Annotated in this window: 11 protein-coding genes; 6 read left to right on the top strand and 5 right to left on the bottom strand. The window is 43.9% G+C overall.

The features are described from left to right. The 5 genes from tusA (at nt 1) to P7F88_RS11970 (ending at nt 5,915) form a co-directional block, all read left to right on the top strand. On the top strand, nt 1-249 hold the full coding sequence (gene tusA, locus P7F88_RS11990; protein ID WP_277825036.1) for a sulfurtransferase TusA: 249 nt from the start codon (nt 1-3) through the stop codon (nt 247-249). A 207-nt stretch (nt 250-456) separates the two neighbouring features. Beyond that, nucleotides 457-1,377 carry a glycine--tRNA ligase subunit alpha gene (gene glyQ, locus P7F88_RS11985; RefSeq protein ID WP_277825034.1) on the top strand — a complete coding sequence of 307 codons (921 nt, stop codon included), beginning with the start codon at nt 457-459 and terminating at the stop codon, nt 1,375-1,377. Nucleotide 1,378: 1 nt separating this feature from the next. Continuing rightward, entirely contained in the window at nt 1,379-3,460 is a 2,082-nt protein-coding gene (gene glyS, locus P7F88_RS11980; protein WP_277825032.1) for a glycine--tRNA ligase subunit beta, read from the top strand. Nucleotides 3,461-3,650: 190 nt separating this feature from the next. Next, complete coding sequence (locus P7F88_RS11975; protein WP_277825030.1) at nt 3,651-4,898, top strand: valine--pyruvate transaminase; 1,248 nt, start codon at nt 3,651-3,653, stop codon at nt 4,896-4,898. A gap of 15 nt (nt 4,899-4,913) precedes the next feature. Continuing rightward, nucleotides 4,914-5,915 (top strand): substrate-binding domain-containing protein, encoded by a 1,002-nt coding sequence (locus P7F88_RS11970; protein WP_277825028.1) that lies wholly within the window; start codon nt 4,914-4,916, stop codon nt 5,913-5,915. A 58-nt stretch (nt 5,916-5,973) separates the two neighbouring features. On the opposite strand, the gene P7F88_RS11965 is transcribed toward P7F88_RS11970, so the two are convergent. The 5 genes from P7F88_RS11965 to dnaA all read right to left on the bottom strand — a co-directional run bounded on the left by P7F88_RS11965 (nt 5,974) and on the right by dnaA (nt 12,948). Further along, complete coding sequence (locus tag P7F88_RS11965) at nt 5,974-6,411, bottom strand: Hsp20 family protein (protein WP_277825026.1); 438 nt, start codon at nt 6,409-6,411, stop codon at nt 5,974-5,976. Nucleotides 6,412-6,847: 436 nt separating this feature from the next. After that, nucleotides 6,848-9,265 carry a DNA topoisomerase (ATP-hydrolyzing) subunit B gene (gyrB, locus tag P7F88_RS11960; protein WP_277825024.1) on the bottom strand — a complete coding sequence of 806 codons (2,418 nt, stop codon included), beginning with the start codon at nt 9,263-9,265 and terminating at the stop codon, nt 6,848-6,850. A gap of 42 nt (nt 9,266-9,307) precedes the next feature. Then, nucleotides 9,308-10,390, bottom strand: a complete 1,083-nt coding sequence (gene recF, locus P7F88_RS11955) for a DNA replication/repair protein RecF (protein WP_277825022.1) — start codon at nt 10,388-10,390, stop codon at nt 9,308-9,310. Between the two features lie 17 nt (nt 10,391-10,407). Beyond that, nucleotides 10,408-11,508, bottom strand: coding sequence for a DNA polymerase III subunit beta (gene dnaN, locus P7F88_RS11950; RefSeq protein ID WP_277825020.1), 1,101 nt, complete (start codon nt 11,506-11,508; stop codon nt 10,408-10,410). Nucleotides 11,509-11,541: 33 nt separating this feature from the next. Then, nucleotides 11,542-12,948 (bottom strand): chromosomal replication initiator protein DnaA, encoded by a 1,407-nt coding sequence (gene dnaA, locus P7F88_RS11945; RefSeq protein ID WP_277825018.1) that lies wholly within the window; start codon nt 12,946-12,948, stop codon nt 11,542-11,544. A gap of 335 nt (nt 12,949-13,283) precedes the next feature. On the opposite strand from dnaA, the gene P7F88_RS11940 reads away from it, so the two are divergent. Further along, on the top strand, nt 13,284-14,039 hold the full coding sequence (locus P7F88_RS11940; RefSeq protein WP_277825016.1) for an amino acid ABC transporter substrate-binding protein: 756 nt from the start codon (nt 13,284-13,286) through the stop codon (nt 14,037-14,039). The last annotated feature ends 64 nt before the right edge of the window (nt 14,040-14,103 follow it).

The following is a 14,103-nucleotide window of genomic DNA, read 5'->3' as shown; positions in this document are numbered from 1 at the left end:
ATGACCTTTAATCCTGAATTGGCAAACAAAATCTTAGAGGCAGAAGGATTACGCTGCCCAGAGCCAGTAATGATGGTCAGGAAGACAATTCGTAACATGCAAGACGGTGAAGTTCTGCTTATAAAGGCGGATGACCCATCAACAACACGAGATATTCCGAGTTTCTGTCGTTTTATGGACCATGAACTAATCGGTTCGCAAACTGAAGACCTTCCATATCAATACCTGATAAAGAAAGGACTAAGTTAGTCCAATCAAAGAGTGGTTAACTGCCACTCTTTTTAGTTTCCGGTAACCCAAAAGCTCCTTTTCCAACTAAAAACCTGCCCAAATCGTAAAAAACTCACCAAACACTGTTAAATAAACAGGATTAGCCCTACTCCGACGCACAATATCTCGCTATACTTTATCGTTATTTTTTAATCATTCAGACAGAAGAATCGCGCGAACCTGACTATGCAAAAATACGATATCAAAACCTTTCAAGGTATGATCCTCGCGCTGCAGGATTATTGGGCACAACAGGGCTGTACTATCGTTCAGCCTCTAGATATGGAAGTGGGTGCAGGTACTTCTCACCCTATGACGTGCTTAAGAGCACTTGGCCCAGAGCCAATCGCAACTGCTTACGTACAGCCATCACGTCGTCCTACTGACGGCCGCTACGGTGAGAACCCGAACCGCCTGCAACACTACTACCAGTTCCAGGTAATTATTAAGCCTTCTCCAGACAATATTCAGGAACTATACCTAGGCTCTCTTGAAGCACTTGGTATTGACCCACAAGTACACGACATTCGCTTCGTGGAAGATAACTGGGAAAACCCGACTCTTGGTGCATGGGGTCTTGGCTGGGAAGTTTGGCTAAACGGTATGGAAGTAACTCAGTTTACTTACTTCCAGCAGGTTGGCGGCCTTGAGTGTAAGCCAGTTACCGGCGAAATCACTTACGGTATCGAGCGTCTTGCGATGTATATTCAGGGCGTAGACTCTGTTTATGACCTTGTTTGGGCTGACGGCCCTCTTGGAAAAACCACTTACGGTGATATCTTCCATCAGAACGAAGTTGAGCAATCAACTTACAACTTCGAGCACGCAGATGTAGACTTCCTATTCACCTTTTTCGATCAGTGCGAGAAAGAGTGTAAAGAGCTATTAGAGCTTGAAACTCCACTTTCGCTACCAGCATACGAGCGAATCCTTAAAGCGGGACATGCATTTAACCTGCTTGATGCACGTAAAGCTATCTCAGTGACAGAACGCCAGCGTTACATCCTACGTATCCGCAACCTGACTAAAGCAGTTGCAGAAGCATACTACGCATCTCGTGAAGCTCTTGGCTTCCCAATGTGTAAAAAAGAAGGTGAGGAGAAGTAAGATGGCTAAGAATTTTCTAATTGAACTAGGTACGGAAGAGCTGCCACCAACGCAACTTCGTACTCTTGCTGAAGCATTTGCTACAAACTTCGAAGCGGCGCTTAAAGATGCTGACTTAGCACACGAAGGTGTTAAGTGGTATGCGGCTCCTCGTCGTCTTGCGCTTAAAGTTGCGGCACTAGCAGAAGGCCAGCCAGACAAAGTAGTAGAAAAACGCGGTCCTGCGGTTTCTGTTGCTTTTGATGCTGATGGCAACCCAACTAAAGCAGCACAAGGCTGGGCTCGTGGTAACGGTATTACTGTTGATCAGACAGAGCGTCTGAAGACAGATAAAGGCGAATGGCTTCTGTTCAAACAAGAAGTTAAAGGTAAGCCTGTAAATGAGTTAGTTGTAGACCTTGCTGCTAAGGCTCTTGGCAACCTACCTATCGCAAAACCAATGCGCTGGGGTGACAAAGATACCCAGTTTATCCGTCCGGTTAAGACTTTGACCATCCTTCTTGGTGAAGAGCTAATCGAAGGTGAAATCCTTGGTGTGGCTTCTGATCGTACTATCCGTGGTCACCGCTTTATGGGTGAGCAAGAGTTCACTATCGACAGTGCTGACCAGTACCCTGCAATCCTTGCTGAACGCGGTAAGGTAATGGCAGATTACGAAGAACGTAAAGCAATTATCGTTGCGGACTCTCAGAAAGCAGCAGCCGCTGTAGGTGGTGTTGCTGACCTTGAAGATGATCTGGTTGAAGAAGTGACCTCTCTGGTTGAGTGGCCAGTTGTACTAACAGCTAAGTTTGAAGAAGAGTTCCTGAAAGTACCTTCTGAAGCACTGGTTTACACCATGAAAGGCGATCAGAAGTACTTCCCTGTGTACTCACATGAGAATGGCGATGACAATAAGAAGCTACTTCCTAACTTTATCTTTGTTTCCAACATCGAGTCTAAAGAGCCTCGTCACGTTATCGAAGGTAACGAGAAAGTAGTTCGTCCACGTCTTGCTGACGCAGAGTTCTTCTTTAACACAGACCGTAAGCGTCCTCTGATTGACCGTCTTCCTGAGCTGGAAAACGCAATCTTCCAAAAGCAGCTTGGTACTATCAAAGATAAGACCGACCGTATCGCGGTTCTTGCTGGCTTTATCGCTAAGAAAATTGATGCTGACGTTGAGAAATCAACTCGCGCGGGACTTCTTGCTAAATGTGACCTAATGACCTCGATGGTATTCGAGTTTACCGATACTCAGGGTGTTATGGGTATGCACTATGCTCGTCACGACGGTGAAGATGAAGAAGTAGCAGTAGCCCTAAACGAGCAGTACATGCCTCGCTTCGCTGGCGATGACCTTCCAAGCTCTGGTGTTTCTTCTGCTGTAGCAATGGCAGATAAACTGGATACTATCGTAGGTATCTTCGGCATCGGACAGGCACCAAAAGGCTCTGACCCATTTGCGCTTCGTCGTGCATCTCTGGGTGTTCTGCGCATTATCGTTGAGAACGGCTACAAGCTGGATCTGGTAGAGCTTATCGCTGAAGCGAAGACTCTGTTCGGTGACAAGCTGACTAACGAGAACGTAGAAACTGACGTACTTGAGTTTATGCTTGGTCGTTTCCGTGCATGGTATCAGGATGAAGGCTTCTCTGTTGATATCATCCAGGCAGTTCTTGCTCGTCGTCCAACTAAGCCAGCTGACTTTGACCAGCGCGTTAAAGCGGTATCTCACTTCCGTGGTCTTGATGCAGCAGAATCACTTGCCGCTGCGAACAAGCGAGTAGGTAACATCCTTGCTAAGTTCGATGGTGAACTAGCTGAAGAGATCGACCTATCTCTACTTCAGGAAGATGCTGAAAAAGCACTGGCTGAGAACGTAGAAGTAATGACAGAAGCTCTAGAGCCTGCTTTTGCTACAGGTAACTACCAGGAAGCACTGAGCAAGCTGGCAGATCTGCGCGAGCCTGTTGATACTTTCTTCGATTCAGTAATGGTTATGGCTGATGATGAAGCACTTAAGAAGAACCGTCTGACGCTTCTCAACAACCTCCGTAACCTCTTCCTGCAGATCGCGGATATCTCGCTCCTGCAAAAATAATGGGGTAAACCCTTTGAGCTAAGCCCCGTTCAAAATAACGGGGCTTTTTTATACATAATTAAAATGGCAACTGGCATGAGTTCCACAAATCGCTCAAGTCGTCCCTGAGCGCTTAAACAAGAACATCCATGTTCTTGTATATTTGTTCCACTCACACCACCAGCCAATTGGTAAGCAGCTAGGTGTAACAATGCAATTTTCTAAATTTGGTGAAAAATTTACTCAGCACTCTGGAATAACTCAGTTAATGGATGACTTGAACGATGGTCTGCGTACACCCGGAGCAATAATGCTCGGTGGTGGTAACCCGGCAGCCATTCCAGCCATGCTCGATTACTTTCATCAGGCCAGCAGCGATATGCTGACTAATGGAAAATTGGTGGAAGCGATGGCTAACTATGATGGCCCTCAAGGTAAAGACGCATTTGTAAAAGCACTAGCAGGACTACTGAGAGAAACCTATGGCTGGGAGATTTCAGAGAAAAACATCAGCCTTACCAACGGCAGCCAAAGCGCTTTCTTTTACCTGTTTAACCTTTTCGCTGGCGAACAACCTGATGGTTCACACAAAAAAATACTGCTGCCATTAGCACCTGAATACATCGGATACAGCGACTCTGGTGTCGATGAAGATATCTTCGTTTCTTACCGCCCAGAAATTTCTCTATTAGATAATGGCATGTTTAAGTACCACGTTGATTTTGAAAACATTAAAGTGGACGAGTCTGTTGCGGCAATTTGTGCGTCAAGACCAACAAACCCAACAGGCAACGTACTTACCGATGAAGAGATAGAAAAGCTGGATACGCTTGCAAGAGAAAACAATGTTCCTCTTATTATCGACAATGCTTACGGTACACCTTTCCCAAATATCATCTTTGAAGAAGTGAAACCATTCTGGAATGACAATACTATCCTTTGCATGAGCTTATCTAAACTTGGTTTACCTGGAGTTCGCTGCGGGATCGTTATTGCTAACGAAGAAGTGACCACAGCTATCTCCAATATGAACGGAATAGTCAGTCTTGCTCCTAGTGGTATTGGACCTGCAATCGCTACTCATATGATTGAATCAGGCGATCTATTGCAGCTTAGCCAAATGATTGTGAAGCCTTTCTATCAACAAAAAGCGCAACACGCAGTAGAACTTCTCAAAGAACATATCGATGATCCACGCTTCAGAATTCATAAGCCAGAAGGTGCTATCTTCTTGTGGCTATGGTTTGATGAACTACCTATTCCGACTATGGAACTGTACAAACGACTTAAAGCTCGTGGAGTATTAATTGTACCTGGTGAGTACTTCTTCTTTGGTCAAGATACTAGCTGGCAACATACAAAACAGTGTCTGCGTATGAACTATGTGCAGGATGAAAAAGCGATGCGTGATGGTATTAAGGTCATTGCAGAAGAAGTACTGAAAGCTTATTCGGAGTAAGAAAAGCAGGTTGTTATGAAGAAAGCTCGCCCTACACTGCAAGATATCGCAGACAAAGTTGGTGTCACTAAGATGACCGTAAGCCGTTATCTAAGGGACCCAGAAAAAGTCTCTGAAAACCTGGGGGCTAAGATAGCCACTGTGGTAGAAGAGCTGGGCTACATTCATAACCGAGCTCCGGATATTTTGTCGAATGCTAAAAGTTACTCAATTGGAGTACTTGTACCCTCATTGAGTAACCAGGTATTTGAAGACGTCATAAAAGGCATCGAACAGGTAATAGAGCCACAAGGTTACCAGGCTATGATCACTCATTATGGATATAGCAAAACAACCGAAGAAAAGCGTATTGAGACCCTGCTTTCTTACCATGTCGATGGAATAATACTCTCCGGAAGCAAACACACAGCTCGTTCAGTTCGTATGCTTGAAGCCTCAGGTATACCAGTAATCGAGATAATGGATTCTACCCTACCTCCAATACAGCAAGCCGTAGGTTACGACAACTACCTCGCCAGTCGTAAAATGACTGATGAAATCATTAGGTCTGGTAAAAAATCTATTGTTTATCTTGCTGCAAAGATGGATGAAAGAGCCAAGCAAAAGATAAATGGTTACTCCGATTCAATGACCGAAGCGGGACTAGAGCCAGTGATTATCTCGAGCAAAGAGTCTTCATCCTACTTAACTGGAGCAGAGCTACTTAGAGAAGCTAAGAAGAAAAACCCTAAGTTAGATGGAATCTATTGTACTAACGATGTCTTAGCTACAGGAGCTCTTTTAGAATGCTTAAAGCTTGGTATGGATATCCCTTCCGAAGTCGCTATAGCCGGTTTCCACGGCAACGACATAACATCAGTATTGAGCCCTCGTTTGGCAACGGTTGTGACACCAAGGTATGAGATAGGGAAAATCGCAGCAAAGCAGCTACTAGAAAGAATCACTAGCCCACAAATTACTGTCGCCAACAAGATTATCGAGCTAGAGCCTCAGATAGATTTAGGTGAAAGTGTTTAAGATCAAAAAGAGCGCCCACCTGGACGCTCTTACTATAACTAACCTGGGGTTCAGTTAATTACTTTCCCTCAATTAGGTTACTTCCGTTAATAGCGATCTTACGTGGTTTCATCGCTTCAGGGATTTCTCTTTCAAGATCTACGTGTAGCAGACCATTTTCCATTGTTGCACCAATCACTTTTACATAATCAGCAAGCTGGAATTTACGCTCGAAATCGCGCTCTGCAATACCCTGATAAACGTATTTTTTGCCTTCTTCCGATTTACGCTCTCCGCGAACGATCAGTACATTCTCTTTCTGAGTAATATCTAGCTGATCTTCAGCAAAACCTGCTACCGCCATAGTAATGCGATATTTGTTTTCATCTTGCTGTTCGATGTTATATGGAGGGTAACCGTTAGAGGCATTCTTAGCTGCACCCGCTTCCATCAAGTCAAAAAGACGATCGAAGCCAATAGCATTACGGTATAGTGGTGTGAAATCTACAGTTCTCATGATTCTATCCTCATAAATAAGCAATAGCCTTAAAATCACCAAACTCTAATGTGGTGTCTAAGGTAGTTAGCCCAGCTCACTCCATAGGACGTGGCTGTCTAATTGCGGTGTTAAATTGTGTGCTTTCCTTTTTGCCATTCGCCTTCTGCTCTAGTAGCTGCGACATGGCTGGACAAGCTATTCCAGAGGTCCATTTGGCATCCCCTGTACTTTAAATATAGGTCCGAAAAAATGGGATTCAAGGGGTATCAATGAATTTTTTTCGAAAAAAACACCGCCAAAAGACGGTGTTTTCATACATTAAATCTATTTAGATTTAGTTGCTCTAATTGAAGTTGTATGGGCTGAGTTCAAGGAAAAGGCGCGGAGTTTACAAGTGTAAATGAGCACCTTTGACGCAGAAATCAGTTCATACAGCGTAAAAGTAGAGTGACTACTAAACGTCTAGGTTAGCTACTTTAAGCGCATTTTCCTCGATGAAATTACGACGCGGCTCTACCTGATCACCCATTAGCGTAGTAAACAACTGGTCTGCACCTACTGCATCATCAATTGTTACCTGCATCATACGACGAGTTTCTGGATCCATAGTGGTTTCCCAAAGCTGGTCAGGGTTCATCTCGCCAAGTCCTTTGTATCGCTGTAGGCTAAGACCACGACGAGACTCTTTGATCAACCAATTAAGCGCATCTGCGAAGTTACTTACCGCGTAAGTACGTTCACCACGCTTAATAAATGCACCTTCTTCAATCAAGCCGTCAAGAGCTTCAGAAAGAGCAGCAAGTTTGCCGTATTCTTTGGTAGCCAGAAGATCCAGACCAATTACGTGCTCGTGAACAACACCGTGAGTACGCACAACAATCTTAGCCAGACTTACATTTAGCTCTTCATGCTTTTCAATTTCTAGGCTGTACTGACTTGCGCCCACTTCTTTCGCATTCAGTTGCTCGACAAGCTGTTTACCCCATGCTTCAACCTGAGCTTCATCCTGACACGCTTCAGCAGTCAGACGAGGAACGTAAACTAACTCATGAACAAGAGCGCGTGGGAAACGGCGAGCCATACGATCAACCAGCTTCATACCACTGTTGTACTGCATAACAAGCTGCTCTAGAGCTTCACCAGCAATAGCAGGAGCATCTTCAGTCACATGCAGTGCCGCGTTATCAAGAGCAAGAGCTACCTGATACTGGTCCATTGCTTCTTCATCTTTGATGTACTGCTCTTGTTTACCTTTCTTCACTTTGTAAAGCGGTGGCTGAGCAATATACACATAACCACGCTCAATCAGCTCAGGCATTTGACGATAGAAGAACGTCAGTAGCAGAGTACGGATGTGCGAACCATCGACATCGGCATCGGTCATGATGATGATGTTGTGGTAGCGCAGCTTATCTGGGTTGTATTCGTCACGACCGATACCACAGCCAAGAGCAGTAATAAGAGTCGCCACTTCCTGAGAGGATAGCATCTTGTCGAAACGCGCTTTTTCTACGTTAAGAATCTTACCTTTCAGAGGAAGGATTGCCTGATTCTTACGGTTACGACCCTGCTTAGCACTACCGCCCGCAGAATCACCCTCCACAATATATAGTTCAGACAGTGCAGGATCTTTTTCCTGACAGTCCGCAAGTTTACCTGGAAGGCCAGCTAGATCGAGAGCACCTTTACGGCGAGTCATTTCTCGCGCTTTACGTGCGGCATCACGAGCTCGAGCTGCATCAATAATTTTAGTACATACAATCTTCGCTTCACCTGGGTTCTCAATCAGGAATTCGGCTAACTTCTCACCCATTGCAGATTCAACTGCTGATTTAACTTCAGAAGAAACCAGCTTGTCTTTTGTCTGACTTGAGAACTTAGGATCCGGCACTTTAACCGAAACGATAGCAGTAAGACCTTCACGAGCATCATCACCAGATGTTGCCGTTTTCGCCTTCTTGGAGAAACCTTCTTTATCCATAAAGCTGTTCAGTGTACGCGTCAGCGCTGCACGGAAACCAGCTAGGTGAGTACCACCATCTTTTTGTGGAATGTTGTTGGTAAAACAGTAGATATTTTCCTGATAACCATCATTCCACTGCATCGCTACTTCTACAGCGATACCATCTTCGCGTTCGAATTCAAAGTGGAACACTTTCTGAATGATTGGTGTTTTGTTTGTATTAAGGTAGTCAACAAACGCTTGTGTACCACCTTCATACATAAAGTGATCCATTTTATCTTCTTCGCGCTCATCAATCAGCTTGATAGAAACACCAGAGTTAAGGAAAGATAGTTCGCGCAGACGCTTTGCCAATATCTCGTAGTGGAACTCAATATTGCTGAAAGTCTCTTCACTTGGCCAGAATCGGATTTTTGTACCTGATGCTTCTGTTTTTCCTACAACGGTTAGAGGCGCTTTTGGCTCTCCATGATTGTATGACTGTTCAAAAATCTCACCTGCACGGTGAATAGTCAGGTCAACCTGCTTTGAAAGTGCGTTTACTACTGAAACACCTACACCGTGAAGACCACCAGATACTTTGTAAGAGTTATCATCAAACTTACCACCAGCGTGAAGTACTGTCATGATAACTTCTGCTGCTGATACACCTTCTTCAGGGTGCATTTCAGTCGGGATACCACGACCGTCATCACTAACAGATACAGAGTTATCATCATGTATTGTCACAATGATGTCGTTACAGTGACCAGCCAACGCTTCATCGATAGAGTTATCCACTACCTCGAATACCATGTGGTGAAGACCAGTACCATCGTCGGTATCACCAATGTACATTCCCGGACGTTTTCTTACCGCATCCAATCCTTTTAGTACTTTAATACTCGATGAATCGTAATTTTCTGCCATGAGTTACTCTCTTCTTAGAACCTGTAAAGCATTAACAGGCCGTTAATTTAGTTGCTCTATTTTGCCATGTTCCACATGGAACATTCTGCAGTTGTCATCCTGCATATCATTAACCTGACTGGCTGTAATAGAACTTACAAAAACCTGAGCGCCCGTTTGCTTTAAGCAATCGGCTAAGCGTTTACGACGCAGGCTATCTAATTCCGAAGCAAAGTCATCGATCAGATAGATACTTTGCTTTCCTGTCATCTGAGTAAGGTGCTGCCCCTGAGCTAATCTCAGCGCACATACCATTAACTTCAGCTGACCTCGTGATAAAACATCCTCTACGGGTGTTCCATTCACTTTTATTCGTAAATCAGCCTTGTTTGGTCCACTAAAAGTGTAACCAAGCTGCTGATCTCGCTCAAAATTCTTCTCCAGAATAGCTTTGTATTCTGTCTCTTTTTCCCATCCGCGGTAGTAGCTCAGTATTATCTCAAACTCGGGAAGAAAGGTTTTACAAATCTCTTCCGCTACTGTTTTGAGCTGTTCTACATAAACAGAGCGCCATTCACTAATTGTCTCTGCTAATTGTGCAAGTTCCTGATCCCAGTAACTAAGTTCTCTGTAACTTGTTGCTGTTTTCAGCAGTGCATTTCTTTGCTTGGTTAACCGTTTCAATCTTCCCCAAGCGTCGTAGAAACCGGGTTCCGTATGAAATACTCCCCAGTCTATAAATGCCCGGCGAAACTTTGGACCATCAGTTAACAAATCAAACCCTTCCGGGTGTATAAGCTGAAGCGGTAAAACCTGAGCCAAATGTGCCAGTTTTTGTCCTGACTGACCGCCTATTTTAACCTCTGTTGAGCCATCGCGCTGCTTATTTATTCCAATTGGTAGCTCAAATTGATCGGAATTCAAAAAACGACCATGAACAAACAGCTCACTGTACTCATTTTGAATAACCCTGCCAGTAAGTGAGCTCTTAAACGAGCGACCATGTCCGAGCATGTATATCGCTTCGAGGACACTGGTTTTTCCGCTTCCGTTAGGTCCGATAAGAAAATTAAAGCCTGGCGATAACTCTATATCGCAGGCTTCAATGTTTCTGAATTGTTTTATAATGAGGCGTTTAAGAGGCATCTGAACTTAATAACTTGTTACAGACGAATCGGCATCACTACATACAGGGCGCTGTCATCTTCGGCGTTTTCAACCAAAGCACTGGCGTTAGCATCTGACATCGAAAGCCTTACCTGATCGCACTTGAGCGTATTCAGAACATCCAACACATAACTAACGTTAAAGCCTATTTCGATAGCATCACCCTGGAAGCTAACATCCAGCAACTCTTCTGCTTCTTCCTGCTCCGGGTTATTTGCAGTAATGCGCATTTCACTACCATCAAGGTTAACCCTTACACCACGGAATTTCTCGTTAGAAAGTATTGCTGCACGAGAAAAAGCCTGCTTTAGCTCATCGCAACTTGCTTCAAGTGTCTTGTTACTACTTTGTGGCATTACGCGGCGATAATCAGGGAAACGACCATCAACAAGCTTAGATGTGTAGGTAAAGTTGTTCACATCTGCACGTACATTAGACTGACCAATTTGCAATGTAACCGGGTTTTCAGGGGCATCAAGCAGTTTAACTAGTTCCTGAATACCTTTGCGAGGCACAATAACTTGCTGCTTTTCGAAACTAGCTTCAAGAGCAGTTTGAGCTACCGCCATACGGTGACCATCTGTAGCTACAGATCGCAATGTCGACTCTTCAATCTCAAACAACATACCATTCAGATAATAACGAACGTCCTGGTTCGCCATAGAAAACTGGGTTTTCTCAATAATTGCACGAAGTTCAGCCTGAGATAGCGTAATCTCCACCTCACTCTGCCAATCTTCAATGTTTGGAAAATCAGCGGCTGGTAAAGTAACAAGGGTAAATCGGCTTCGACCCGAGCGAACGATGACACGCTCACCTTCGAGAACGACTGTAATAACTGAATCATCAGGTAAGCCACGGCAAATATCTAGGAACTTGCGAGATGGCACCGTAATGCTTCCAGGTTCAAAATCACCTTCTAGAGCTATACGAGCAACTAGCTCTACTTCCAGATCTGTCGCCGTAAGCGATAAAGTACCTTCCTCTACTTTTAGTAACAGGTTGCCAAGAATTGGCAGCGTTGGACGCCCACCTAATGCACCAGATACTTGTTGTAGAGGTTTAATAAGATGATTACGTTCAATGGTAAATTTCATATTGGTCTCTTTGTTTCCAACAAGTAATTCTGATTAAGAAGAAAGTGTACGGATCAGGTTTGAATAATCTTCTTTGATATCGTGGCTCTCTTCGCGAAGCTGCTCTATTTTACGGCAGGCATGAAGAACCGTAGTATGGTCACGTCCACCGAATGCATCACCAATCTCAGGAAGGCTGTGGTTAGTCAGCTCTTTAGCCAGAGCCATCGCTAACTGCCTTGGACGGGCAACTGAACGCGAACGACGCTTAGAAAGCAGATCAGCTACTTTAATTTTGTAGTATTCAGCAACTGTCTTCTGAATATTGTCGATAGTGACTAGTTTTTCCTGAAGTGCGAGCAGATCCCGCAGAGCTTCACGAACAAAATCGATAGTAATTGGGCGCCCGGTAAAGTTCGCGTTTGCAATAACACGGTTTAGCGCACCTTCAAGCTCACGAACATTGGAGCGAAGGCGTTTTGCAATAAAGAAAGCCACTTCATCAGCAAGATGAATCTGATGGTCTTCTGCTTTCTTCATAAGAATCGCAACTCGAGTTTCCAGTTCTGGTGGCTCGATGGCGACTGTCAAACCCCAACCAAAGCGGGATTTAAGGCGATCCTCTACACCATTAATCTCTTTAGGATAACGGTCAGAAGTAAGAATAATTTGCTGGTTGCCTTCAAGCAGTGCATTGAACGTATGGAAGAACTCTTCCTGAGAGCGCTCTTTATTGGCAAAAAATTGGATGTCATCGATAAGTAGCGCATCAACACTTCGATAGTAGCGTTTGAACTCTTCTATAGCGTTATTCTGCAGCGCTTTAACCATATCCTGAACAAAACGCTCGGAATGCATATAAACAACCCTAGCATTTGGGTTGTTATCCACAATAGCGTTACCTACCGCATGAAGCAGGTGAGTTTTACCTAAACCTGTACCACCATACAAAAACAAAGGGTTATAAGAAACACCAGGGTTATCAGCTACTTGCCTCGCAGCAGCTAAGCCAAGCTGGTTAGATTTACCCTCAACAAAGTTATTAAACTTATGCTTAAAGTTGACGTTCGAACGGTGGGTAATATTGGTCGGCTCTGACTCATCATCCCAGGTTTTATGAACAGGTTTAGCAGCCTGCAACTGTGCAGGTGCAGAAGATTCTGCAGCAACATCCGCTTTGGTTTTCTGTGGTGCAGGTTTTGGTGGCGCAGAAATAGGTTTACTGCCTATTTCAAATCTTAAGTTAGGAATATCGTTACCACAAAATTCCTGAAGCAACCTATTGATACTGTTCAGGTACTTATCACGCACCCAATCTAGTACAAAACGGTTTGGCGCAAATAAGGTCAATGTATTGTCACTGAGCTCCGCCTGTAACGGTCGTAACCACATACTGAATTCTGTAGCTGGCAGCTCTTCTTGAAGCTGTTGTAAGCACTGCATCCAAAGCGAAGATGACACGGTGACCCCACTGTTATTATTTACTTTTTAAAGGACTGACAATTCTACTCCCACAAATTCAAGATCTCCACAAAAAGATCGCAGATCCAGTGAATAAGATCAAAGTTATTCACAAATTCATTTTTTATATACCTTGGATCCACACATTTTTCCCCAGGATAATCCACACAAGAGTCAACAAATTCGGGATCCTTAGCAGTTATCCCCAGCCTGTAAAAATATTTATACTCAGACAAGTAAGTTTATTGTGAATATCTAATAACAACTGGTTATTTTATTCGACACGCATTCTGGCAGTAACATTCATTTCATCCAGAAAGAGAGGTTTTTACAAAATGAAATTTGGCATTAAAACATTATTAACAGTTATAACTCTGCTAACTTCCATAACCCAGGTTGCTCATGCGGCAACAGAAGTAAAAGTAGGTATGTCAGGTCGCTACTTCCCGTTTACTTTTGTAGAGAAAGATAAACTACAAGGATTTGAAGTTGACGTTTGGGATGAGATTGGTCGTCGTAACGACTACAACGTCGAATATGTCACTGCTAACTTTTCAGGTCTGTTCGGACTTCTTGAAACTGGCCGTATAGACACTATCTCTAACCAAATAACAATTACAGATGCACGTAAAGCAAAATACCTATTCGCAGACCCATATGTTATCGACGGTGCTCAGGTTGCAGTTCGTAAAGGTAACGACAGTATCAATGGCCTTCAGGACCTGGAAGGTAAAACCGTTGCAGTGAACCTTGGTTCTAACTTTGAAGAGCTACTTCGTAAAAATGACACTGAAGGTAAGATCAATATCAAAACTTATGAAACAGGCTTTGAGCATGAAACCGCATTGGGTCGAGTAGATGCATTCGTTATGGACAGAATTTCAGTTCTGGAAGTGATCAAAAAAACAGGTCTTCCTCTTCAGCTGGCAGGTGAACCATTTGAAACTATCGAAAATGCGTGGCCATTCGTAAATAACGGCAATGGTAAGAAACTTCAGGGCGAAGTTAACCAGGCGCTGGCAGCAATGCGCTCTGATGGCACACTGGCTAAGATATCTGATAAATGGTTTGGTGCTGACATTACTCAATAATAACTCCTATCTACTTTGTCCCGGACTTTGACTCAACCACAGTCCGGGATGAATTGCTTCCTAT

This window comes from Vibrio hannami (assembly GCF_029589055.1).
Taxonomy (GTDB): Bacteria; Pseudomonadota; Gammaproteobacteria; order Enterobacterales; family Vibrionaceae; genus Vibrio; species Vibrio hannami.
This window is presented reverse-complemented; position numbering and strand designations above follow the sequence as displayed.

Coding starts and splice junctions, on each gene's coding strand:
- tusA (WP_277825036.1), top strand. CDS start 1: ATGACCTTTAATCCTGAATTGGCAAACAAAATCTTAGAGGCAGAAGGA.
- glyQ (WP_277825034.1), top strand. CDS start 457: ATGCAAAAATACGATATCAAAACCTTTCAAGGTATGATCCTCGCGCTG.
- glyS (WP_277825032.1), top strand. CDS start 1,379: ATGGCTAAGAATTTTCTAATTGAACTAGGTACGGAAGAGCTGCCACCA.
- P7F88_RS11975 (WP_277825030.1), top strand. CDS start 3,651: ATGCAATTTTCTAAATTTGGTGAAAAATTTACTCAGCACTCTGGAATA.
- P7F88_RS11970 (WP_277825028.1), top strand. CDS start 4,914: ATGAAGAAAGCTCGCCCTACACTGCAAGATATCGCAGACAAAGTTGGT.
- P7F88_RS11965 (WP_277825026.1), bottom strand. CDS start 6,411: ATGAGAACTGTAGATTTCACACCACTATACCGTAATGCTATTGGCTTC.
- gyrB (WP_277825024.1), bottom strand. CDS start 9,265: ATGGCAGAAAATTACGATTCATCGAGTATTAAAGTACTAAAAGGATTG.
- recF (WP_277825022.1), bottom strand. CDS start 10,390: ATGCCTCTTAAACGCCTCATTATAAAACAATTCAGAAACATTGAAGCC.
- dnaN (WP_277825020.1), bottom strand. CDS start 11,508: ATGAAATTTACCATTGAACGTAATCATCTTATTAAACCTCTACAACAA.
- P7F88_RS11940 (WP_277825016.1), top strand. CDS start 13,284: ATGAAATTTGGCATTAAAACATTATTAACAGTTATAACTCTGCTAACT.